At 39.1% G+C, this 23,747-nt stretch carries 24 protein-coding genes; 16 read left to right on the forward strand and 8 right to left on the reverse strand.

Features of this window, described 5'->3' with window-relative positions; all coding sequences use genetic code 11:
- Nucleotides 1-18: 18 nt before the first annotated feature.
- From IGJ95_RS03975 to IGJ95_RS03990, 4 genes are all read right to left on the reverse strand, one after another.
- Entirely contained in the window at nt 19-324 is a 306-nt protein-coding gene (locus IGJ95_RS03975; RefSeq protein WP_010736056.1) for a hypothetical protein, read from the reverse strand.
- A 225-nt stretch (nt 325-549) separates the two neighbouring features.
- Nucleotides 550-1,353 (reverse strand): TPM domain-containing protein, encoded by an 804-nt coding sequence (locus tag IGJ95_RS03980; RefSeq protein ID WP_153830326.1) that lies wholly within the window; start codon nt 1,351-1,353, stop codon nt 550-552.
- Nucleotides 1,350-2,543 (reverse strand): hypothetical protein, encoded by a 1,194-nt coding sequence (locus tag IGJ95_RS03985; RefSeq protein ID WP_010736054.1) that lies wholly within the window; start codon nt 2,541-2,543, stop codon nt 1,350-1,352. The genes IGJ95_RS03980 and IGJ95_RS03985 overlap by 4 nt, the downstream gene beginning before the upstream one ends.
- Nucleotides 2,544-2,560: 17 nt before the next feature.
- The gene (locus IGJ95_RS03990; protein ID WP_010736053.1) at nt 2,561-3,808 is read right to left on the reverse strand and encodes an SPFH domain-containing protein; all 1,248 of its coding nucleotides are present in this window, start codon (nt 3,806-3,808) and stop codon (nt 2,561-2,563) included.
- Nucleotides 3,809-4,272: 464 nt separating this feature from the next.
- Here IGJ95_RS03990 and dnaX point away from each other — a divergent pair, with 464 nt between their 5' ends.
- The 9 genes from dnaX (at nt 4,273) to rsmI (ending at nt 11,197) form a co-directional block, all read left to right on the forward strand.
- Complete coding sequence (gene dnaX / locus IGJ95_RS03995; protein WP_010736052.1) at nt 4,273-6,009, forward strand: DNA polymerase III subunit gamma/tau; 1,737 nt, start codon at nt 4,273-4,275, stop codon at nt 6,007-6,009.
- 18 nt (nt 6,010-6,027) lie between these two features.
- Nucleotides 6,028-6,339 carry a YbaB/EbfC family nucleoid-associated protein gene (locus tag IGJ95_RS04000; RefSeq protein WP_010736051.1) on the forward strand — a complete coding sequence of 104 codons (312 nt, stop codon included), beginning with the start codon at nt 6,028-6,030 and terminating at the stop codon, nt 6,337-6,339.
- 23 nt (nt 6,340-6,362) lie between these two features.
- Nucleotides 6,363-6,959 carry a recombination mediator RecR gene (recR, locus tag IGJ95_RS04005; protein ID WP_019722633.1) on the forward strand — a complete coding sequence of 199 codons (597 nt, stop codon included), beginning with the start codon at nt 6,363-6,365 and terminating at the stop codon, nt 6,957-6,959.
- Between the two features lie 89 nt (nt 6,960-7,048).
- Entirely contained in the window at nt 7,049-7,711 is a 663-nt protein-coding gene (gene tmk, locus IGJ95_RS04010; protein ID WP_010736049.1) for a dTMP kinase, read from the forward strand.
- Nucleotides 7,708-8,037: a cyclic-di-AMP receptor gene (locus IGJ95_RS04015; RefSeq protein ID WP_010736048.1), complete on the forward strand. Its 330-nt coding sequence runs from the start codon at nt 7,708-7,710 to the stop codon at nt 8,035-8,037. The genes tmk and IGJ95_RS04015 overlap by 4 nt, the downstream gene beginning before the upstream one ends.
- 8 nt (nt 8,038-8,045) lie before the next feature.
- Nucleotides 8,046-8,984 carry a DNA polymerase III subunit delta' gene (gene holB / locus IGJ95_RS04020; protein WP_010736047.1) on the forward strand — a complete coding sequence of 313 codons (939 nt, stop codon included), beginning with the start codon at nt 8,046-8,048 and terminating at the stop codon, nt 8,982-8,984.
- 39 nt (nt 8,985-9,023) lie between these two features.
- Nucleotides 9,024-9,848: a PSP1 domain-containing protein gene (locus IGJ95_RS04025; protein WP_010736046.1), complete on the forward strand. Its 825-nt coding sequence runs from the start codon at nt 9,024-9,026 to the stop codon at nt 9,846-9,848.
- Nucleotides 9,841-10,188: a DNA replication initiation control protein YabA gene (locus tag IGJ95_RS04030; protein ID WP_010736045.1), complete on the forward strand. Its 348-nt coding sequence runs from the start codon at nt 9,841-9,843 to the stop codon at nt 10,186-10,188. Before IGJ95_RS04025 ends, IGJ95_RS04030 begins: the two co-directional genes overlap by 8 nt.
- Before the next feature lie 139 nt (nt 10,189-10,327).
- Nucleotides 10,328-11,197 (forward strand): 16S rRNA (cytidine(1402)-2'-O)-methyltransferase, encoded by an 870-nt coding sequence (gene rsmI / locus IGJ95_RS04035; RefSeq protein ID WP_010736044.1) that lies wholly within the window; start codon nt 10,328-10,330, stop codon nt 11,195-11,197.
- A 261-nt stretch (nt 11,198-11,458) separates the two neighbouring features.
- On the opposite strand, the gene IGJ95_RS04040 is transcribed toward rsmI, so the two are convergent.
- Together IGJ95_RS04040 and IGJ95_RS04045 are read right to left on the reverse strand one after the other, a co-directional pair.
- Nucleotides 11,459-12,007 carry a hypothetical protein gene (locus IGJ95_RS04040; RefSeq protein WP_153830327.1) on the reverse strand — a complete coding sequence of 183 codons (549 nt, stop codon included), beginning with the start codon at nt 12,005-12,007 and terminating at the stop codon, nt 11,459-11,461.
- Nucleotides 12,008-12,027: 20 nt separating this feature from the next.
- The gene (locus IGJ95_RS04045) at nt 12,028-12,393 is read right to left on the reverse strand and encodes a hypothetical protein (RefSeq protein ID WP_153830328.1); all 366 of its coding nucleotides are present in this window, start codon (nt 12,391-12,393) and stop codon (nt 12,028-12,030) included.
- 474 nt (nt 12,394-12,867) lie between these two features.
- Between IGJ95_RS04045 and dinB the strand changes: the two genes are divergently transcribed.
- Nucleotides 12,868-14,004 carry a DNA polymerase IV gene (dinB, locus tag IGJ95_RS04050; protein ID WP_438762192.1) on the forward strand — a complete coding sequence of 379 codons (1,137 nt, stop codon included), beginning with the start codon at nt 12,868-12,870 and terminating at the stop codon, nt 14,002-14,004.
- 102 nt (nt 14,005-14,106) lie between these two features.
- On the opposite strand, the gene nrdG is transcribed toward dinB, so the two are convergent.
- Together nrdG and nrdD are read right to left on the reverse strand one after the other, a co-directional pair.
- The gene (gene nrdG / locus IGJ95_RS04055) at nt 14,107-14,709 is read right to left on the reverse strand and encodes an anaerobic ribonucleoside-triphosphate reductase activating protein (protein WP_010736040.1); all 603 of its coding nucleotides are present in this window, start codon (nt 14,707-14,709) and stop codon (nt 14,107-14,109) included.
- Nucleotides 14,710-15,078: 369 nt separating this feature from the next.
- Nucleotides 15,079-17,268 carry an anaerobic ribonucleoside-triphosphate reductase gene (nrdD, locus tag IGJ95_RS04060; RefSeq protein ID WP_438761480.1) on the reverse strand — a complete coding sequence of 730 codons (2,190 nt, stop codon included), beginning with the start codon at nt 17,266-17,268 and terminating at the stop codon, nt 15,079-15,081.
- 323 nt (nt 17,269-17,591) lie between these two features.
- On the opposite strand from nrdD, the gene IGJ95_RS04065 reads away from it, so the two are divergent.
- The 6 genes from IGJ95_RS04065 (at nt 17,592) to dltC (ending at nt 23,745) form a co-directional block, all read left to right on the forward strand.
- Entirely contained in the window at nt 17,592-18,359 is a 768-nt protein-coding gene (locus IGJ95_RS04065) for an ABC transporter ATP-binding protein (protein ID WP_019723768.1), read from the forward strand.
- On the forward strand, nt 18,349-20,409 hold the full coding sequence (locus IGJ95_RS04070) for an ABC transporter permease (protein ID WP_062805533.1): 2,061 nt from the start codon (nt 18,349-18,351) through the stop codon (nt 20,407-20,409). The genes IGJ95_RS04065 and IGJ95_RS04070 overlap by 11 nt, the downstream gene beginning before the upstream one ends.
- A gap of 210 nt (nt 20,410-20,619) precedes the next feature.
- Nucleotides 20,620-20,769 (forward strand): teichoic acid D-Ala incorporation-associated protein DltX, encoded by a 150-nt coding sequence (locus IGJ95_RS04075; protein ID WP_010736035.1) that lies wholly within the window; start codon nt 20,620-20,622, stop codon nt 20,767-20,769.
- Between the two features lie 10 nt (nt 20,770-20,779).
- Entirely contained in the window at nt 20,780-22,279 is a 1,500-nt protein-coding gene (gene dltA, locus IGJ95_RS04080) for a D-alanine--poly(phosphoribitol) ligase subunit DltA (RefSeq protein WP_062805532.1), read from the forward strand.
- Complete coding sequence (gene dltB / locus IGJ95_RS04085) at nt 22,279-23,484, forward strand: D-alanyl-lipoteichoic acid biosynthesis protein DltB (protein ID WP_153830330.1); 1,206 nt, start codon at nt 22,279-22,281, stop codon at nt 23,482-23,484. The genes dltA and dltB overlap by 1 nt, the downstream gene beginning before the upstream one ends.
- 27 nt (nt 23,485-23,511) lie before the next feature.
- Entirely contained in the window at nt 23,512-23,745 is a 234-nt protein-coding gene (gene dltC / locus IGJ95_RS04090) for a D-alanine--poly(phosphoribitol) ligase subunit DltC (RefSeq protein ID WP_010736032.1), read from the forward strand.
- Nucleotides 23,746-23,747: the final 2 nt, after the last annotated feature.

The following is a 23,747-nucleotide window of genomic DNA, read 5'->3' on the forward strand; positions in this document are numbered from 1 at the left end:
CTTTTTTATCGATAGAATTTAGAAGATGATGCCTTGATACAACCATAGATAAGCGACGAACATCAGACAGACTGTAGCGATAAGAAATGTTCGGATACATCCTTTAGTAAAACCTGTATTAGTTGAAATAAAATAATAATTGCCAGTGATGACAGCAGCTAAAGAGGGAGGAAGAAAGAGAAAGACACCCAGTCGAACTTCCCAGTGCAATAAATAGAATAAATAGGGAATGAAGATACCACTGACGATACAAGCAAGAAGCAAGTAACAAGCCGATTTCATCCCAAAATGAATGATTGATGGAACTGTTTCTTTATTATTCATGGTGAGACCTCCTTTTGTTTATTTGAAACGCTTTCATAAATCAAGTATACATTTATGAAATTAAAAATCAATATATTTATCTATCTAACGTAATTTTATTTCTATACCTATGAAGTATGGACAAGTGTGTAAGTATTTGATGAAAGAATCAAAAAATATGGATCAGATAGAGGGAGTCCCTCATAATCTGATCCATGTTTTGGTTTGTGTTCTGTTTTCGTTTAATTAAAAACTTCGGCCGCCGCCGCCAAAGGTACCGCCACCACTCGAATGAGTCGTGCTGCCACCACCACCGCTTCCTGGGGGTGGCGCTTTAGGGATACGACGAGTCGTGACAAAGGAGTTCGTTAAACGATCTGTTTTGTCCGTCAATTTGATACTTGCCTTTTCACGAAATTGGTATTTATATGTCCCGGATTTCAATTGGTATCGTGAGGCGGTGATCATATAAAAAGCGATGCTTAAGATAGCTGCCAAAGCCACCGCAATCACTATTTCGACGGTAGTCAAAACTTTATACCGAGTGATTTTACCTGTGGCTTCATCTATACGATAATGACCGCCAGGCACTCCTTCATCTACATAAGTAGAAGCTTTGGTCAAATAGGCTTGGGCTGCTGCATAATAGTTTGCATTCGTCATCTGATCATAGACATCATCTAAAATCGAATCGATCCGGCGATCCGTCAAATAGTCAATCATATTTCCAGAAGTGGAGATATAGATTTCTCGTTGCCCCATATCTAAAAGTAAAACAGAACCATTTTGATCATTTCCTATTGCGGTTCTTAAATAGTTGTCAGCGAAGTCTCTAGGTTCTGCAGTATTTGAGGTAGTCGTGACAATAAATACTTGTCCTTTGATCTTGTCATTGATTTCTTTCGCTTGTTGGCTCAGTGTGTTGACTTGTTCGCTTGTAAATAAATTCGCCTCGTCATTGATTGTTGGGGTAGCAGCTCCTACGATCGGTGTCCACAGTAAACTAATGGCTAATAAAAAGAAAATGGAGAGACTTTTTTTACTCATCATATCAAATAGCCTCCAATCATAAAGAGGATCGCTAAAACAGTGAATATCCCGAAAGAGGTCAAAGCGAGTTTTTTATGACTGATCGGTAATACACCGCTAACTTTACCCGTTTGGCCATTCATTGCATAATAATAGACTTTCTTGTTAGAATCGTTGCTACGGTAAGTAACAAGCCAGACCGGTAACAAGACATATTCATTTTGTTCGCCAGTGATTTCTGCAGAAGCACGTACTCCGGTCAAAGTAGTATAGCCATTGGCTGTATCTCGCAACAATTTTTCGGAATAGTCACGTAACTCATTTTGGATATCTGCTTTGATTGCTTGGTACTCAATGTCACGTTTCTCTGCTTGGAATCCAGCGAGATATTGACTTTTGAATCCGATAGCTTTAGCTAAAGGAAATGGTTGGACAGCTTCCACCATTTTTTGTTGAGTATTTTTTGACAAAGCATTTTTTACTAATTCTTTGAAGAAAAGCTTTCCTTCACGGTGTACGGCATATTGTTTTGTTTCGGTATACTCGATATCACCGACACGCCAGATTCTGACAACTGTCCCGTTGGCTTGTAAAGAACCATCTAGTTCAGCGTCGGTTGCCCAATATGGGAAATAAACGCCAGTTAATTTGTCGATTTGCTCCTGATTGAAAAATGCTTTTGGTACAAACCATTTTTTCTTCGTCCATGCGAGAAACTGTTTAATTGCTTCTTCTTTTTCTACAGCAAAAGGCAGAACTTTATTTGGTAAGAAGTCACCACTTAGTCGTCCGGATAGCACGACTGGATTATGACAGTAGTAACAATAGGTAGCAGCTGTAGTGGCTTCTGTGACGATTTCTGCACCGCAGTTTGGACATAAAAATAGTTCCATGTTGCTTTGTTCGTCAGTAGCCGTCTGTTCAGCTGTTGCCTCTGTATCAGTCATTCCACCAGCATCGGCAAATGCTTGACGTTCTGTTTCATCCATTTGATCGAGCTGTTCTTCTGCTGTAAAGGTGAACTCATCCGTTGCAACTGGTTGATCTTGAGTCCCATTGATGTCGCGGGCCGCTTTTTGTTCCTCTTCATATTGACTGACTTCTGCTTCTGTATAAATATTTAGGCAATAGTCGCAATGAAATTTTTGATCTTTTGGATCGAAGGTCAATGGTCCGCCACAATTGGGGCATTTATGTGTTAAAGCATCCATTCAGGCACCCCTTTCAACTAGTCGAGTGGGATACCTTTGAATGGTTTTCCACAATTTGGACAAAACTTAGGAATTCCATTTGAAAGATCCACTACTTCATGACATTCGCTACATTTCATTTCAAGCTTTGGTTGGCTGTTTGCCACTGGTTTTGCAGCACCACAGTTTGAACAGAATTTCCCGGTGTTTTCGGTACCACAGACAGGGCAAGTCCATGTATCGTTAGTACCTTGAGCTGTTTGTTGGTTTTGTTTTTCTTGTTGTTGCTTGATTTGTTCTTGATTATTTTGTGCGGACTGAGCTAAGTAGGAGCCATTGGCATTCATGCCCATTCCCATACCCATAAAGCCAGTCATCGCACCGGCATCATTTTTACCTGCAGCTTCCATCCCACGAGCAATCGAACCTTGCACATAGCCCTCACGGACACTAGGATCACCTAACATGGCACCTTCATTGCGCATGTTGATGAGTTTGACCGAATCATCTGTGTAAGAGATGCTAGCAACTGCGACAGAAACAATCTCCATCCCACGAAGCTCACGCCAGGAATCGTCTAACGCTGTGCCCATATATTTGCTTAGTTCTAAACTTTTTGATGGGACATAGGAAATACGTTGCCCATCAGCAGACATTTGGTTGATCGCTGATTGAAGAGCAGTCAAGAATTCTGCTAAATATTGTTCATTGATATCTGCAATTTCAACTTGCGTCTTATTTTTAGGAATTGCATTTGTATAGAATAAGATTGGATCGGTGATATGGATAGAGTACGTTCCATGCGCACGTAAGAATAATTCTGCATTATAGAAATTATCAAAGTAATTTAATGGCGCGCTTGTGCCAAATTTGATTCCTTTGATCTCTTGTAGATTGATATAGAATACTTGTTGTTTTTGTGGAGTTACGCCACCAAATTTAAAGCGGTCAAAGGTTTCAGCGATTGCACCTTTCAATGAACCATTGAACATGGAAGGGGCAGCATCGTTTTTGATCGTATAATAGCCTTCTTCAGCTGTGTAATCGATGATTTTTCCACCATCTACCAAAAGCATCATCATGTTCGGATAGACATGAACGACTGTGCCATCTGTCAATACATCTTCTGTACCTTTTCGATTGGATCCTCTTTTATCGTCTTTACGTACCTTGACACCTTTTGTCATGACTGTGGTGTCGCTCATATTGTCTGGTTCAATGACTTCGATCCATTGATCTGCTAATCCGCCGCCGATCATGCTAGTTGCTGCTTTAATAAGTCCCATAAAAAGTCCTCCCTGTGAGCAAGTATTTTTTTACTACGTATATGTTTGTATTATACCATAGGAGACTGAAAATGCTCTCAGTCGAAAGATGTAGAAAACCAGAGCACCTATTTCCCACATTCAGCCATACGTTTTAGAACTGAACTTTTTTTCAGAATCTGGATAAATACTGTTCAAGGCGCAACTCTTTGGACACAGCTCAAAAAATCAACGATGAAATAGCTATTTTTGCTGTTTCTGTCTAATAGTCTAGAGTTTAAGGTTTCTTTCACAACCTAGACAAACGATGTTCGAAATTGGTATTTAGCCGAAACATCCCAAAATACGAGCAGCTTTTTTGAATGTTAAGGCTTATTTCTAAGTGTTGCTCACTTCTGTTACAACCGAATAAAGTATAGTAGTTTTTTTTGGCTAAATCACGTATAATAAAAGTTAGTGAATTTTTCAAAAGAAGGGGGATCCTTATGGCATATCAAGCACTTTATCGTGTGTGGCGTTCACAGCGATTTGAGGATATCGTTGGACAAAAAGCTGTGACACAAACATTGAAAAATGCGATTGTTTCCCATAAAACCTCACATGCCTATTTGTTTACAGGACCAAGAGGGACAGGGAAAACAAGTGCGGCAAAAATATTTGCCAAGGCGATCAATTGCCCAAACAGCAAAGATGGTGAACCTTGTAATCATTGTGAGATGTGTCAGTCGATCACGACTGGGACACAAGAAGATGTCATTGAAATCGATGCGGCAAGTAACAATGGTGTCGAGGAGATCCGTTTCATCAGAGATCGAGCAAATTATGCACCAACAAAAGCCGCTTACAAAATTTATATCATTGATGAAGTCCACATGCTTTCGACTGGAGCGTTCAATGCTTTACTGAAAACACTGGAAGAACCAAAAGAAAGTGTTATTTTTATTTTAGCAACCACTGAACCGCACAAAATCCCTGCAACGATCATCTCTCGAACACAACGTTTTGATTTCAAACGGATCAATGCAGCAGATATTACCGAACATTTAGAATATATCTTGGATCAAACAGAGATTGCTTACGAAGCGCCTGCGTTGACAGTCATCGCACGAGCAGCAGAAGGTGGGATGCGAGATGCGTTAAGTATTCTTGACCAAGCGATTTCTTTCAGTGATGGCACGATCACGTTGGATGATGCAATGCAAGTCACGGGGAGTTTGACGAATGAGATGATGGATGCGTATCTATCCGCTTGTTTTAGCAAAGAGATCCCACAAGCCTTACAAGAATTGAATCAAATTTTAGCGGCAGGAAAAGAATCACGGCGCTTTTTAGAAGATCTGTTGTCTTATTGCCGTGATCTATTGATGTTTCAGCAAGCACCAAATCTATTAGAGGAAACCTCACATGTCAAAACAGAAACATTCACGACATTGGCGAAAGAAATCCCGGCACAACGCTTGTTTCAAATGATCCAAATTTTGAGCGATACACAAAATGAGGTGCGTTTTACAAATAGTGCGACTATTTATTTAGAGGTTGCGACAGTGAAACTAGCTCAATCTTCAGCAAATGAAAGTCAGCAAGTGCCTAGTGAAATCGATCAGCAACAAGTAAAACAATTGCAACAAGAGATCCAAGAGCTGAAAAAGGAAATCAAAGAAATCAAAAATGGCACGGTGAAAGTCACTGCGAATCAGCAAACGCCGCAATCACCTGTTCAGAAAAAACAGCCAAGTACATACCGTATTCCTACGGAACGGGTGTATAATGTACTAAAAGAGGCGACAAGGAAACACTTGAATGAAGTAAAAGAAGTCTGGGATGATCTTTTGATGAGTTTGTCAGTGACCCAGCGAGCGATGCTCAAAGCAAGTGAACCAGTTGCGGCAGGGCCTAATGGACTAGTGATTGCTTTTGATTATGAAATCGTCTGTCAGCGCGCAGCTAATGACGAAGAGCTTCAATTAGCGATCCACAACCAACTTAGTCGCATGATCAAAGATTATGCGCCAGAGCCTGTCTATATCACACGGGAAAGTTGGCCTGGTCTAAGAAAAAATTATCTCGTCCAAGCAAAGGATGGAGAAGCAGAAGAATCGTTTGCGTCTGATGATGAATCAGACGAGATCGAATTGCTTCCTCAAGAACAAACAAACCAAGAAAATGTAGTGACGAAAGCTGAAGAACTTTTCGGTTCAGCAGTCACAGTAATCGATGATTAGAAAAGGAGAGCGATATTAATGATGCGCGGAATGGGAAATATGCAAGGGATGATGAAGCAAGTCCAAAAAATGCAAAAAGAAATGGGCGAAGCCCAAGAAAAACTAAATGAAACAGAATTTACTGGTAGTTCTACGAATGATCTAGTCAAAGTCGTCTTTACTGGTAATCGTCGAATGAAAGATATCCAGATCAATGATGAAGTAGTTGACCCAGAAGATACAGAAATGCTACAAGATTTGATTGTGATGGCTGTAAATGACGTATTAGAAAAAATCGATACAGAATCAGAAAAAACAATGGGAAAATACACTAAGGGCTTACCCTTTTAAATTTTCCTGAAGGGGAAATGAACATGCAATATCCAGAACCAATTGCCAAACTGATCGACAGTTATATGAGACTTCCAGGTATTGGTCAAAAAACAGCGACAAGACTGGCTTTTTATACGATCGATATGAAAGATGAAGTGGTCAATGAATTTGCCAAAGCTTTATTGAGCGTCAAACGCGATCTACATTTTTGTAGTATTTGCGGAAATATCACAGAAGAAGATCCTTGTGAGATCTGTAAAGATCCATCGAGAGATCGTGGCATCATTTTAGTCGTTGAAGAACCAAAAGATGTCATGGCGATGGAGAAGATGCGTGAGTATCGTGGCTTGTACCATGTGCTACATGGTGTATTGTCACCAATGGAAGGTACGGGTCCAGAAGATATCAATATTCCTCCTCTCTTACAACGTTTGCATGATGCAGAGGTCCAAGAAGTGATCATCGCAACGAATGCGACCACTGAAGGAGAAGCAACAGCAATCTACCTTTCACGATTGATCAAGCCTGCTGGTATCAAAGTCACACGGTTAGCTCATGGCTTATCTGTTGGTTCCGATATCGAATATGCAGACGAAGTGACTTTAATGAAAGCGGTCGAAGGCAGACGTGAACTATGATTTTTTTCTACGAGTCAGATCGCGGTAGTTTGATCAACAAAGATTTTCAGATACAATAGAAAAGCAAGAGAAGAGATGGAGGAACAAGTGTGAACGGCTTATTTATTACGATCGAGGGACCTGATGGTGCAGGTAAAACGAGTATCATCAAAGAACTATATCCTCTTTTACAACAAGTAGCAAAAACAGAGATCATTCAAACTCGGGAACCAGGTGGGATACCAATTGCTGAACAGATTCGTGCAGTGATTCTTGATCCCAAAAATGATCGCATGGACGAGCGAACAGAAAGTTTATTATACGCAGCTGCTCGAAGACAGCACTTGGTCGAAAAAGTTTTACCTGCACTTTCGAGTGGGAAAATCGTTTTGTGTGATCGTTTTGTCGATAGTTCGTTAGCCTACCAAGGTGCGGGTCGTCGGATCGGCGTAAACGAGATTGCTGAACTGAATGAATTTGCTACAGAAGGAACGACTCCTGATTTTACTCTTTATCTTGATGTGGATTCTGACACAGGATTACGTCGCATCGCTAAAAATCGGCAGAATCAAATCGATCGCTTAGATTCAGAGGGATTAGAGTTCCACCAGCGTGTCCGTCATGCCTATTTGAAATTGGTAGAGGAGCATCCAGACCGCATCCATAAGATCGATGCAAGAAATAGTTTTGAAGAAGTGTTACAATTGAGTTACCACGCAATTATCAACCAATTTCCACAATATTTTGAAAGTCAGGAAGGTGAACGTAAATGAAAATCATTTTAGCAATCATTCAAGATAAAGATAGCAACCGTTTGTCCAATGAATTGATCGATGCAAACATTCGTGCGACTAAATTATCTTCTACTGGTGGTTTCCTTAAAGCGGGAAACAGCACATTTATCGTTGGTATTGAGGACGATCGTGTCGAAGAAGCATTAGAGATCATCAAAAAAACATGTGAGTCAAGAAAACAATTTGTTTCTACTCCAGTAACGTTAGATATTTCAATGGACGGTGGCGTTCCTTATCCTGTAGAAGTAGAAGTGGGCGGAGCAACAGTCTTTGTCTTACCAGTTGAAGGATTCCACCATTTCTAGGAGGAACTATGGCTCAAGAAAACATACTTGCGCAAATGCAACCTCTCGTGTATCAACAACTTCAACGAAGTTTTGAGCATGGGCGTCTCGCTCATGCTTATCTTTTTGAAGGTGAAAAAGGTACAGGAAAGCATGAGGTAGGCATTTGGTTAGCACAACATTTATATTGTACGAATATGAACAACCAACAACCTTGTGGTAGATGCAATAATTGTCAACGGATCAAAAATCAAGAACATCCGGATGTACTCGTTCTTGCACCCGATGGTCAGTCGATCAAGGTCGATCAGATCCGGCGCTTACAGACAGAGTTTAGTCGTAGTGGATATGAATCAAGGAAAAAAGTATTCTTGATCCAGGAAGCAGAAAAAATGAACGCGAGTGCGGCCAATAGTCTATTGAAATTTTTAGAAGAACCACCTGGTGATTTTCTAGCGATTTTAGAAACGGAAGCCATTGGTCGGATCTTACCTACGATCCAATCTCGTTGTCAAACCTTGCATTTCCAAGAATTGTCAAAGGATTCATTGATTCAAAAATTACAAGATCAGCAAATTTCTGCGGAAAAAGCAAAACTTTTGTCATTCTTGACAAACAGTTTAGGAAAAGCAGTTGAAATCTCAGAAGATGAATGGTTTAATGAGGCTAAGGACTTGATTTATCAATGGTTTGTCTACTTAGATAAAAGAGATACACAAGCCTTTATCTATGTCCAAAAACGATTGGTGAAAGTATTTAAAGAAAAAAAACAACAATTTACTGGTTTTTCAATTTTAATGTATTATTATCAGGAAGCTCAAAAACAGGCGATAACATCTGGGGAGTATGGTAAAGTCAAACGGCTGAATCAAACGATTGAACGTATTTTGTTAGCAGAACAAAAACTGCGTAGCAATGTGAGTTTTCAAGCCGTTGCTGAGCAATTTGTATTACAAACGATTTTTTGATTTGTCAATTTATATTTTGCGTAATCAAGGAGGCCACAAATGGTAGAAGTAGTAGGTGTCCGTTATAGAGATGCTGGTCATGTCTATTATTTTACACCCGGAGATTCAGAATATGCATACAATGATAAAGTGTTAGTCGAGTCTCAGCAAACTTTACATATCGCAACGGTTGCTATTCCCAAAAGAGATATTGATCTGGAAGATTTACCTGAAACCATCAATCCCATTTTGCATAAAGCAACAACTGCTGAGCTTAAAAAATGCAACAAAAATGAAGAAGATGCAAAAAAAGCTTTTTTGATTGCGAAAGAAAAAATTAGAGAGAGAAAACTAGAAATGAAGATCGTCCAAGTTGAATATACTTTTGATCGAAGCAAATTGACTTTTTATTTTGCGGCAGATGGACGTATTGATTTTCGTGAATTAGTGAAAGATTTGGCGGCCGTTTTTCGTACAAGGATCGAATTGAAACAAATCGGTGTTCGGGATGAGGCGAAGATGATCGGAAGTATCGGGCCTTGTGGGCGACCACTTTGCTGTTCTTCTTTCTTAGGAGATTTTGTCCCTGTTTCGATCAAAATGGCAAAAGAACAAGGATTATCACTGAACCCAACTAAAATTTCTGGCTTGTGCGGTCGCTTGATGTGCTGTCTACAGTATGAAAGTGAAGCATATGAAGCCGCAAAAAAAGAACTCCCTGACTTTGGGAAAACACTTGAAACTCCTGATGGTAAAGGGAAAGTCGTAGGATTGAACCTGCTTAGTTGCTTAGTTAGTGTGCGACTGAACGGACGGGAGAATCCTGTTGAATATGAATGGGATGAACTAAAAAATTTCATCCAAGTAGGTGAGATGAATGGATAAGAGATCATTATATGATGGGTTGAACCAATTGGAGTCAGAGTTACGAAATACATTGACTGAATTAGTAGAGATGAAACATGCACTGCATGAGATCGTTGAGAAAAATACCACCTTAGAGATGGAAAATCAACGATTACGTGAACATCTTCGTGAATTGAACCAAGTGGCGCAAGCTCCAGCTGAAAATGCCAAACAAGAACTATCAAAATCCCGAATGAATCTTGAAAAGATTTACGAAGAAGGATTTCATGTTTGTTATGATTTGTATGGTTCAAGACGTGAAAATGATGAACCTTGTGCGTTCTGTTTAGAAGTGATCTATCGTGAAAGTGGACGCTAAATCAAAGGATCTAGTGGCTTCTATCACAGTCAATGAATACCGCAAAGCATTCTTGTTTTGCGGTATTCGTCGTTGAACTACCAGGATAAATTTTTTAATTAGAGTAGCTTCCTTTACTCTGTTTGATAAGGAGAATCATATGTATAACCAAAAGAGCTTTAAAGGAAATCACGTGTTTGGCACACTTTACCTCGTTCCAACACCGATCGGAAACTTGGAGGATATGACTGTTCGCAGTGTGCGGACATTACAAGAAGCGGATTTGATCGCGAGTGAGGATACACGCAATACACAAAAGCTATTGAATCATTTCGAGATCCAAACTCCCCAAAAAAGTTTGCACGAACATAATTATAAAGAACGTATTCCTCAATTGATCGACTGGCTAAAAGAAGGAAAAACGATAGCACAAGTAAGCGATGCGGGCATGCCATCTATCAGTGATCCTGGACATGAGCTTGTTGTTGCTTGTATCAAAGAAGATATCCCAGTTGTAGCATTGCCAGGTCCTACAGCGGGTATAACCGCATTGATTGCCTCTGGGCTTGTTCCGCAACCATTTTTATTCTATGGTTTCTTACCTAGAAAGAAAAAGGAACAACAGGACATACTAGCATCTCTTGTCGCACAGAAAGCAACATTGATTTTTTACGAATCACCTTATCGCGTAGCCGCAACGTTGACTAACATGTTGGAAGTGTTCGGCAATCGTCAAGTGGTGCTTTGTCGAGAATTGACGAAGATCCATGAAGAATACCTACGCGGAGACATCGAAGAATTACTTGGTTATTTAGAAAAACAGCCGATCAAGGGAGAATGCTGTTTACTTGTTGAGGGAAGCAACGAGGAAATAGTTCCAACTGAACAGCTTCAAGGTAGCTTGAAAGAACAAGTACAACAATTGATCGATCAAGGAGAAAAACCGAATGCGGCAATCAAAACGATTGCAGTCAAAAACGGAATCAAGAAACAAGAAGTTTATCGTCAGTTCCATGAATTGGATAATTAAACGAAATAAGAAGAACAAGCTACATCAACTATTCTAGATAAATGAAGCGGAGAGACGGAAATTAGGTTTAGATTTTCGTCTCTCCGCTTATTATTGATGAATCATTTCTTAAATTATAGTTTTCGTATTTTGAAAAGAGTAGAAGGGAACAATACAGCTATTTAGTTTACTGCGATGATTCCACTCTTTTTTGATGCAGAAATTATTTCGACAGCTTGTTCGTTTGATTGCATCTAAGTGATATAAGAAGGGTTAACCGGATTAATCTACAGGATCACGATAAGGTAAAATAGAGATATTCTCGCTTTGTCCGGCTTGCCCAGCGCTACCACTTTTTCCAGCACTGCCACTTGTTCCCGGTGAGCCCGGCTTGCCATCACTTTTCTTAGACCCGCCTTTTCCAGCAGCACCGCCTTTTCCACCTTGTCCAGGGGAAACGTCATGTGTACCTGTAAGAATATATTCCACTCCTTCCTCTATATAGATAACTATATTTGCTCCGTTTCCACCGTTTCCGCCATCCGTGCAGCTCTTTGAGGCTTCGCCGTCTCCGCCACTGTCACCATTTCCACCATTCCCACCATAGCTGCCAAAAGGAGTATCTCCTGTAAGTTTTTTGATATAAAACTTACATTCAGATGAGTTGCCACCCTCTGTTCCGGGAGAGCCATCTGCACCCTCAGTCCCATTTCCACCCAATTTTTTATTAATATCGGAACCACCGTTTCCGCCGTTTGCTCCAGCTGCTCCATTCCCGCCATTCCCGCCATTTCCTCCATGTGTCCCAATGACGACAATTCCATTATTCAAGGAAGTATGCTCCAATTGAGTCATCTGTTCAGTTTGAAAGTGGACATGTGTGCACAAACGAGACTAGCGTTCTTTTCTAATGTCACCGACTTAAAAGAAAGGGAGACCGTATCGCCAGAATCAATCACAAAACTAGTGTTTTCTTTGATTGTGAGATTTTGCTCCTTGCTGCCATAATGCTGGAGAGTCATAGGGAAGATAAAGCGATTCAACATTTCCTCGTACACCTGAGCATCATTAGAATTACCATATACATAAGCTTTTAGAACAGTACATAGATTTTGACTTGTACGGTTTTCTTTTAAATTGATATCTGGTAGTACTTTGAAGCGTTCATCTTCGGTTGTTAACTCATTTTCAAATAGAAAATCTGGCGTTCCAGTCAATAGTTTGAGAGTCTGAACATCAGGACATTTGATTTGCTGACAATTTTTTTTGCACTATCAGGAGTCAAAGTAAAAATATCAGAAGTACTCACAATATGATTGGATGGTAGAGTATTATCGGGAGTAGTTCTTGTCAAATTTTTTTTTAAGAATTTAGTTCTGAACTGATTGATTTTTTAAAACTCTTTTTCTAAAACGGGGCTAACGTTATTTTTTAAGTTATTTAACATGGATACTCTCCATTAATTTTAATTAAGACTGGCCAGTCTTTTACAAACAGATAATAGCATAATATAATGATGTTTTAAAATCATAATAATTGTTATTTAATATTGAGCATGTCCAAACGAATAAGTAGACTTGCACAAATAGAGACGTGTGCCAAAGAAAAGACAGCGCGTATTCACAGGATTTAAGGAAAGATCTTTTCTTGAAAGGGAACAAAAGTTCGTGTATAATGATAGTGGGGTGAGTCTGATGGAATTACAGTTTCCTTTACATAATGATACGTCTAGAAAAATCATTCATATCGATATGGATGCTTTTTTCGCGTCCGTTGAAGAACGAGATCACCCTGAACTTCGTGGAAAACCCTTAGTGATCGCCAGACATCCCAGTGATACTGGCGGGCGTGGGGTAGTGACGACGGCTAACTATGAAGCACGTAAGTTCGGCATCCATTCAGCAATGAGTGCCCAAAAAGCCTATGAACTTTGTCCAGAAGCGATTTTCAAACCGGGAGACCACCAAAAATATAGTGAGATATCAAAAGAAGTGAGGGAGATTTTTTATCGCTATACATACTTAGTCGAACCAGTTAGTATTGATGAAGCTTATTTAGATGTCACGAATAATAAAATCAATTGTAAATCAGCGATTAAGATCGCCCGAATGATTCAACTTGATATTTGGCAAACGGTGCATCTGACTTGTTCGGCTGGTGTCAGCTATAATAAATTTTTAGCGAAACTTGCATCAGATTTTCAAAAACCTAAAGGAATGACGGTCGTCACCCCCGAAGAAGCTGTCGATTTCTTAAAAGCATTACCAATCGAAAAATTTCATGGTGTCGGCAAGAAAACTGTTCCTAAAATGCATGAATTAGGTATTTTTACAGGAGAAGATCTGTATCAATGTACTGAAATGATGTTGATCCAACAGTTTGGTAAAATGGGGTATTCGTTGTATCGAAAAGTACGAGGTATCCATGATTCGCCGGTCAATGTTACCCGAGAGCGTAAGTCAGTTGGGAAAGAGCATACGTATGGACAACCACTAAGAACAGAAGAAGAAGTTCTTGGTCAGTTACGTCAGCTGGCTGAGAAAGTGGAAGATTCTCTCCGGCGTGTTCAGAAACATGGAAAAACAGTTGTCTTGAAGGTCCGTTATACCGATTATTCTACAGTAACGAAACGAGTGACATTACCAGAATATGTCTATAAAAAAGAAGCACTGTTTTATCAAGCTAGTCTGATATGGGAAGAGATTTTAGGGATAGGGAAGGGGATTCGTTTATTAGGTATCACACTGACGAATTTAGATCCGATGACTTATGAGAATATTGTGTTACCTTTGTGGGAAACGCAAGCGATAGAACCAGAAATAGAATAAAGAATGCTCCATCTTAGACTTTGAGACAAAAGCGGAATTCACTTCTGTCTTGGTCTTTTAGATGGAGCATTTTTTATTGTGTTCAATCAAAACTGAGTATAGTTAAATCAGTTCTTGTTTTTTTATTTGCTCATATGTTTGCGTAGCATCTGTACATTTTTCCCAGATGACGACTTGTTTTTCAGCAAGCGATCGTTGCACGTCAATGATACGCTGATTGCTGCTTCCACGAAATTGTAATTTGAAATCTCTTTTTGACCATTCAAAACGGCCATCAACAAGAATATCGAGTTTCGAGAGCAGTTCTAATTTATCTTCCGAATCTTGTAATAATTCATCGAAGGTATAACCGGTCCAAGACCAGATGTCTTTGCTGTGACCAAATTCTTGCCGGATTCGATCAACTACACGTAGGCAAACATTCGTATTCAAAAAAGGTTCACCACCTAAGAGTGTCAATCCTTGGACGTAATCGTTACGTAGATCAGCCATGATCTGTTCTTCCAGTTCTGGAGTGAATGGTTTGCCGTAACGGAAATTCTGAGCGGCTTTGTTAAAACAACCTTCACAGGCAAATAAACAGCCACTTACATATAAGCTATTACGAACACCTTCGCCATCCACAAAGTTGAACGGTTTATAATCGGCGATATAGTCATGACTATAATCTTGAGCCAGCCATTCTTTAGGTTTAGGATTTCTCATAGCAAAACTTCTTTCATTATAAAATGGTATCCGTTATAAAAAATTCTTGACGGTCGTAGGAGACATAAGAAAATAGCCAGAGGAAGGGATGCTATCTCTCGTATGACTTGGAGTTGAACGACTTTCTCACAATCTCATTTACGGTGTTCGAAAAGCTGACCTTCAACACTAAGCTGAAAAATCAAAAAATATGAGAAGCTATTTTCTGATTTCCCATCTTACTGCTCAGGTCAGGACGCTTTTCTCACAACCTTATCTACGGTGTTCAAGAAGCAACACTTCGGTAATAAGTCAAAAAAATCTAAAATGAAAGAACTATTTTTGATTTTTCTGTCTTATTACTCAGTGCTAAACGCTTCTTTCACAACCTTACTTCATATGTTTCACGCGTGATGAGATTTCTTTGTGTCTGCCGTGGACCATTGGGCGGGCTTGTGGGTTTCCTAGATAGCCGCATGTTCGTTTGACTACGTCACATGATTTTGGATCGTGATTGCCGCATTCTGGGCATTCAAAGCCACGTTCAGTTGGTTGGAAATCTCCTTCAAAACCACATTGGTAGCAATGATCGATCGGTGTATTGGTTCCTAAATATCCTACTTTGTCATAGGCAAAGTCCCAAACAGCTTCTAATGCTTTAGGGTTTTGTTGCAACACTGGGTATTCACAGTAATGGATAAAGCCACCAGAACAGTATTTTGGATAGTCTTTTTCAAATTCAAGCTTTTCAAATGGCGTTGGATTTTTACGCACATCATAGTGGAAACTGTTAGTGTAATATTCCTTATCTGTGATATTTTCAACGATACCGAATTTCTCTGTATCTAAACGGCAAAAACGATCCGTCAAGCTTTCACTTGGTGTGGAATATACGCTGAAGTGATAGCCATATTCATTTCCCCAAGCGTCTGCATTGGCTTTTAGTTTTTTCACGATATCTAGAGTGAAGTCTTTGGCTTCAGCATTATTTTCCCATTCACCGCCAAAGAAAGAAGCAGCGACTTCATAAAGTCCGATGTAGCCTAATGAAACAGTTGCTCGACGATTTTTAAATAATTCATCTACGGCATCTGTACGAGATAGTCGTTTACCGAATGCACCATACATGTAAAGGATCGGTGCATTTGCTGGAATCGCTTCTTTACAACGTTCGACACGATAAACTAAGGCATCTTTCATGATCGACAAGCGATCTGAAAGTAATTGCCAGAATTTTTCTTGGTCACCGTCTGCTTCTAAGGCGATCCGCGGCAAGTTCAACGTAACCACACCTAGATTCATTCTTCCGACATTCACTTCTTCACCGTTCTCGTCTTTCCAACCTTGTAAGAAGGAGCGACAGCCCATTGGTACTTTGAAGCTTCCTGTCAATTCAACGATCTTGTCATAATTTAGAATATCTGGGTACATTCTTTTTGTGGCACATTCTAAGGCTAATTGTTTGATGTCATAGTTTGGATCAGTTGGTTTAAGATTGATTCCGTCTTTTAGTGTAAATATCAATTTTGGGAAGATCGCTGTCCGTTTCTCACTGCCTAATCCATTGATTCGGATTTGTAAAATCGCTTTTTGGATTTCTCGTTCAAACCAATTTTTACCTAGACCGAAGCCGAGTGAAGTAAAAGGCGTTTGTCCGTTGGAAGTGAAAAGTGTATTGATCTCATATTCCAAACTTTGCATGGCATCAAAAATATCTTTTTTGGTTTTTGCTTTTGCATAGGCTTCTTGCCGTTCGGGTGTGTCGATCCATTCTTTGGCAACAATTAAATGTTTTTTGTAATTTAATTGTGCAAAAGGAGCAAGCAATTCATCTGTGCGATCGGCAGAACATCCGCCATATTGGCTAGATGCAACATTGGCAATGATCTGTGAAATCTGTGCCGTTGCTGTTTGGATCGATTTTGGTGATTCGACTTCTGCATTTCCAATTTTAAACCCGTTGTTCAACATACCTTTGAAGTCGATCAAACAGCAATTTGTCATTGGTGTATACGGATGGTAATCGAGATCATGATAATGGATATCGCCTTTTTGATGGGCGTTGGCAATATGCGGTGGAAGTAATTTCAATCCGATCGATTTCCCAACGATGCCAGCAGTCAAGTCACGCTGCGTATTGAATACATTACTATCTTTGTTCGCATTTTCATTGACAACACTTTGGTCTTTATTGATCAGTTTCTCGATCGAAAAGTTGATGTCAGTTGCTTTACTACGAGCAAAATCACGTTTTGTTCGATAATGGATATATTCTTCTGCTAAGGCATATTCGTTTTTTTCTAACAAGATATGTTCAACGATGTTTTGGATCTCATAGATTTTTACGTTATTTGCGAAGCGATCTTTGATTTCTTTGATCACAAGTTCTGCGATTGATTGGATCTTTTCGTACGTAATAGGAGATAAGGAACCGTGAATTTTCTTTTCTGCTTTGATCAGTGCGGCATTTATTTTCTGTTCATCAAATGGTACCTCGCGTCCATCGCGTTTGATGACAGTCATTTTTTTGGTTTCAGGCTGTTTTTCTAGCACAGCCATTTCTTGATCTGTTCGTTTCATTTTCTTCAGCTCCTACAAAAAATAGTTCTTGTCTATCATAAAACAAATTGAAGAAAGGAGCAACTAATTATCTGCTACATATAGTGTTTTATCGCTGTATAATTGAATGAGTATACTATATATGGTGTATATTATCTTGTGAAAAAAAGTGAAAACGTGCAGTATCAGCTTTTGAAAAATACGAATTATTTTTTTTTGAATAAAAAAATTGAATAAAAAAATTTCCAGGATAATTTTCGTGAGTGATCAGGTGACAAAATCAAAAGGGAAAAAAAGGAAAGGATGTGCTACTATTCAATTAAGGATAAAGGTGGAGGACTAGCATGAGTAAAATAATCGAAGTAAAACATTTAAGTAAAAGTTATGGAAGTAGTAAATCACCGGTCAAAGTATTAGACAATGTTTCTTTTTCAGTTGAAGAAGGAGAGTTTATTGGGATCATGGGGCCGAGTGGAGCGGGAAAGACTACTCTGATGAATATCTTATCAACGATCAATCTACCGACGATGGGTAGTGTGATGATCCAAGGAAATGAAATCACAAAAATGAAAAAACATGAATTGAGTGATTTCAGACGAAAAAAAATTGGCTTTATCTTTCAAACGTTCAATCTTATTGATACATTGAATGGTAAAGATAATATTTTACTTCCTTTGGCTGTTGAAAATATGGCGAAAGATGAAATGGACCGAAGAGTTTTACATGTTGCCCAGCTTTTGGGGATCGAAGAATTACTAAAACGTTATCCTGATGAAATGTCAGTTGGACAAAGACAACGCATTGCGGCAGCTAGAGCTTTAGTAGTAGAACCAGAGGTGATTTTCGCAGACGAACCAACCGGATCATTGGATTCAAAATCAGCAACAGAATTGTTGAATTATTTAAAAACAGTGAACGAAGTTGAAAAATCAACGATCTTATTAGTGACACATGATCCTTATACAGCTAGTTATTGCAACCGTATTTTATTTATCAAAGATGGAGTGATTTTTTCAGAAGTGATCCGCCGTGGGACGAGAAAAGAATTCTTTGAAAAAGTCATCGATATGCAGGCGACGATTGGAGGAGGCGGTAAAATCAATGCTTTATAAATTAGCCGCAAAAAGTTTTTTAAAACAATCAAGGGGCTACCTTGTCTATTTCTTCAGTTTGACCTTATCGACGATGATCTATTACTCATTTAGCGCGATGACCTATGACCAATCACTGATTCGAAGGGCAAGTCAAGATGTTTCGATAGATAATATTTTAAAGCTTGGTAGTTGGATCATTACTGTTGTCTTACTCTTTTTCGTACTCAGTGCTAATCGCTTTTTTCTCAATCGGAGACAAAAAGAGATTGGGATCTATCAATTATTCGGAATCAGCAAATTCCAGATTTCATCAATCTATGTGTTGGAAACGATGACCATTGGTTTTTTTGCTTGTATGTTAGGGATTTTATTGGGAAGTATTTTCTCAAAATTGTTTCAAATGATTTTAGTACGAATGATGAAGATGGACATTACTAGTCGTTTTTTTATTTCTATCCCGTCCATTTTTGAAACCGTTGTGGTATTTTTTGTTATTCTTTCGGCAGTTTCTCTTTATTCACTATGGAAGATTTGGAGTTATCCCATGAATCGTAGTTTTGGGGAAAGAGAACAAGTGGAAAGTTCAATGTTGCGTATTCGCACAAGGCATCGTTTATTGGGCGTGATCGGAGTATTGATGATTTCTAGCAGCTATTTCGCTGCATTGAACTTCAGAGAAACAATTAGCCAGCTATTTGAAAAAAAAGTCAATCTAGGATTGATGATTGCTTTTCCCTTTTCAATATTGTTTGTCTGCATATTAGGGACCTACCTGTTCTTTCGTTATTCTTTTCGATTACTGCTCCATTTGTTGAGTGAATCGAGATTTAAGTACCGGGGAACCAATTTTTTGTTGATTGGGAATACACAAATCCATCTGTTAAAAGGCTGGCGAATGAATTCGTTGATCACATTAGTTATTGGCCTATCTTTGGCAATGATCGGCGGAATGATTGGAATCTCGACGCTCATTGCTCATCGTGAGGAAATTGATGCGCCTGTTTCTTATCAATTAGATACTCAAACGGCAGATAAACTGCGACCGATCTTAACAGAAGAGAATCAGAAAATCAGCGACGAATTAGTCTTTCATTACAAAGTAGTAGGGAGCTATTATAACCTGAGTATCGGTTCGGTATCTGGTGGCAATGAAATCAAGCCAGTCAATTTGATTTCAGAAAAAGAATACCGCGCCTTTCGCAAAATCAAACCTAGTCTGCCAAACATCAAACTTACAGAGAAAGACCATGCAATTATGTTAGATTCAGTAGAAACGATGTTTCGTAATTTTTCCAGTTATGGGAAAAAGATCTATCTGCCGGATAAACAAGAACTTTTGATCCAACAGGTTCTTCCTGGATTTTTAGGAGATGAGGGCATGACCTATTATGGACCGACATTGGTCGTTGCTCAAGAAGTCTTTGACCGTGTCACTGGATTAGAATATCAGATCATCAATTGGAATGTGACTGGCGGTAATCAAGAAAAAATGACCGAACGATTAAATAAAGAAGTAGCTACTAATTGGACACACACGATTTATTATAGTTATGAGATTACTGACCAAGGAATAGTTGGGACGATCCATACAGATGCTTCTAAAGAAGAGGAAAACGAATATTCAGAAAATAAATTGACAGGACAAACATCACGTTTGAATTATAATGCGCGCTATCCTAGGTTGCGTGCCATCGACCGCCAAATTGGGATCAATATCTTTGTTGCCCTTTTTGTTGGAATGATCGTGATCATCGCAACCGGTAGTATCTTGATGGTGCGACAATTATCCGAAGCTGAAATTGAACGAACCAATTATCAATTGCTAACAAAATTAGGGATTGCTCAACGCAAAACAAATCGGATGATCTATAAACAAAATGCGTTGATGTTTTTTCCACCAATGATTTTGGGCATCACTCATGCAGTATTTGCCATCAATGTGTTTTCTCAATATGTAGAAGGGGCAGACTATTGGTTGGCATACTTTGTCTGTGGCTTATTGATCGTCATTTACCTACTCTTTTACTTTATGACTAGTCGTTTATATTGTCGGATCATTGAGGAATAAGAAAAATAGAGCAAAAAGGGGATCTTATTCTAGCTGAACGAAGGACAGAATCGAGTTGTACGAATTTATTTTCGTACGGCTCTTTTTTTGTTCTCTTTAGTTAGTGACAAAACTGTTAGCTGTAAAGCGCATTCTGTTAGTAAAACAAATGTTTTTTTGTGGATAGAATGAGTAGAATTTGACTAAGGATCTAAATAGGAGGAAAAAGAGATGAAACAATGGTGGCAGCAACCACAGGTTCGATATTGGCGAACTTTTATGCTTCGAACCCTTGTTTATTCGACGATACTATTATTACTCATTTATTTGTATCATTACAAAAATATTCAAGGTGGAACATTTATATATAACGAATTCTAGGAGGGAAACGATGAAGAAAAAAGGAATCGTGGCTGCGATCGATTTTTGGGGAATAGCAGACCCAGATAGAATCGCATATCAGACAGCAGAGGAGCAACACACATATCAAGAACTGAAGCACTCCTCAGATGCATTAGGCTATTACTTAGAGAAGCGTTTGACTACGAAGGGGCCAATCGTCGTGTTCGGCAATCTAGAGTTTGAGATGGTGGTATCATTCTTGGGCGCAGTGAAAGCAGGACATGCGTATCTACCGATTGATGCCCAAACACCGAAGGAGCGGATCGAAGCGATTTTACGTGTCGCACAACCTAGTATGATCATTAGTTTAAGTGACTGGGAGATTGGGACAGATATACCAATCATCCAAAAAGATTGTTTACGCTCGATCATCGCCTCGATAGTTGGTTATCCATTTGAGCATGTAGTGAAAGGTGATGAAAATTTTTATCTTATTTTTACTTCGGGCACCACAGGAGAACCCAAAGGTGTGCAAATCAGTCATGATAACTTGGTGAGCTTTGTCGATTGGGTCTTGCGCGACTTTCCAATCAAAGAGGGACAAGCTTTTTTAGCACAAGCACCTTTTTCTTTTGATTTATCTGTGTTCACTTTGTATCCAGCATTAGTTTCTGGTGGGATCATCAAGCCTTTATTCAAGGAAAACGTCCAAGATTTTCAAAAATTATTTGCTATTTTACCACAATTAAAACTGGACATCTGGGTATCGACTCCTTCGTTTGTCGATATTTGCTTGATGGACGCATCTTTTGACGAGGGGCATTTACCAGAGCTGGCTACGTTCATTTTCTGTGGCGAGGAATTGACGAAGAAAACGGCGCAAGCGTTACTCGAACGGTTTCCTTCAGCCAAAATTTTCAACACGTATGGGCCGACAGAAGCGACAGTAGCCATCTCTAGTATATTGATCACAAGAGAAGTATTAGCTACGTATGAACGATTACCAATTGGCTATGTCAAGTCCGATACGACCGTATCTATTTTGAAAAATGGCGCAAGTGATCGTGGCGAGATTTTGATTACTGGTCCTAGCGTGTCAAAAGGCTATTTGAACAATCCTGAAAAAACGAAGGAAGTGTTCTTTCAAGTAACTGGGCATCAAAACTATCGAACAGGAGATGCAGGATATTTAGCAGAGGACGGATTGCTTTTTATTGAGGGAAGAATCGATCAACAGGTGAAATTACATGGCTACCGCATTGAATTAGGTGATATTGAACATGCGTTGCTTAAAGATGAACGAATCAATCAAGCAATCGTTGTTCCCAAATATCAAGGGTCGAAAGTCCAACAATTAGTGGCGTTTGTTGTACTGAACCAAGCGATTCCGGATACTAATTATCAGTTGATACGTTCGATCAAACAAAGGTTGACCGATTTTCTAATGGACTATATGATCCCACAAAAAGTGGCGTTTATTGACCAATTGCCACAAACGAACAATGGGAAAATTGATCGAAAAGCATTGACAGCTGAGGTGAATAGGTGATGAGTCTCCCACATATGATTCCTTATGCGGAGCCGTATTATTTTCTATTACTGAGTTTTGCGTTAGCGCCAATCATTTTTTCTCTACTATTTTTCCAGAAACGTTTAGGAACTTATCAAGTTCTTGTAACTTTCTTTTTCTTGTTCATCAGCTTTGGAGGAACGTATTGGCAACAAGGACTTGCTTTGATTAGCTATGTGGTCTGGCAAAGTATACTTGTTTGGTGTTATTTCACTTATCGAAAAAAAAGAAATCAGAGTGTATGGTTTTATCTAGCGGTAGTTCTAGCAATTCTACCTTTAGCAATTACGAAAGTCACACCATTTCTAACATCTGGTAAGGGATCACTGCTTAGTTTTCTGGGTATTTCCTATTTAACATTCAAATCGGTACAAATGATCATGGAAATGAGAGACGGTATGATCAAAACCTATCATCCTTACCGTTATATTCAGTTCTTGTTGTTTTTTCCAACCATTTCTTCAGGACCAATCGATCGTTATCGAAGATTTGAAAAAGATCAGCTCCAACCACCAACAAAGGAACAATATCTGGAAATGTTGGAAAAAGGGGTCCATCATTTGTTTATGGGTTTTTTATACAAATTCATCATCGGTCATTATCTCGGACAGGTACTGTTACCCATCGTATCAAAAGGTGCCTTGGCTCATGGCGGAATCTCATGGTGGCTATTGGGTTACATGTATGTCTATAGTTTGTATCTCTTTTTCGATTTTGCTGGCTATAGTTTGTTTGCAGTTGGTACGAGTTATTTGATGGGCTATGATACCCCGATCAATTTCAACAAACCATTTTTAGCTTGGAACATCAAAGAGTTCTGGAATCGTTGGCATATGTCTTTGTCCTTCTGGTTCAGAGATTACGTGTATATGCGGTTGATGTTCTTCTTGATGAAGAAAAAATGGTTCAAGAGTAAGATCGTGACTTCAAATATCGGATACTTTGCATTGTTTCTATTGATGGGTGTCTGGCACGGTTTGACATGGTACTACATTTTGTATGGTATCTATCATGCAACGCTGATTTGTGTGACAGATTCATGGATTCGCTATAAGAAAAAACGGAAGAAAAAACTTCCTTCCAATCGCTTGACCCACGCATTTTCTGTTTTCATGACGTTTCAAGCAGTATGTGCTAGCTTATTGATTTTTTCAGGATTTTTAGATCAACTATTTTTTAAATAAATGACGAGTTTAAAGGAGAGAATAGATATGGAAGAACAAGTTTTAACGATTTTAGCAGAGATTACAGGTACAGATGAAGTGAAAGAAAATAAAGAAATCGATTTGTTTGGTGAAGGTTTATTGGATTCACTAGGATCTGTTCAATTATTAGTTGAGCTGGATGGACAGCTTGATGTACAAGTTCCTGTATCAGAATTTGATCGGGAAGAATGGGCAACACCAAACAAAATCATTGATCAAGTCAACGAATTGAAGGGATAATG

It is taken from the genome of Enterococcus sp. AZ156 (assembly GCF_051714165.1).
In the GTDB taxonomy this organism is placed as follows: Bacteria; Bacillota; Bacilli; order Lactobacillales; family Enterococcaceae; genus Enterococcus_B; species Enterococcus_B pernyi.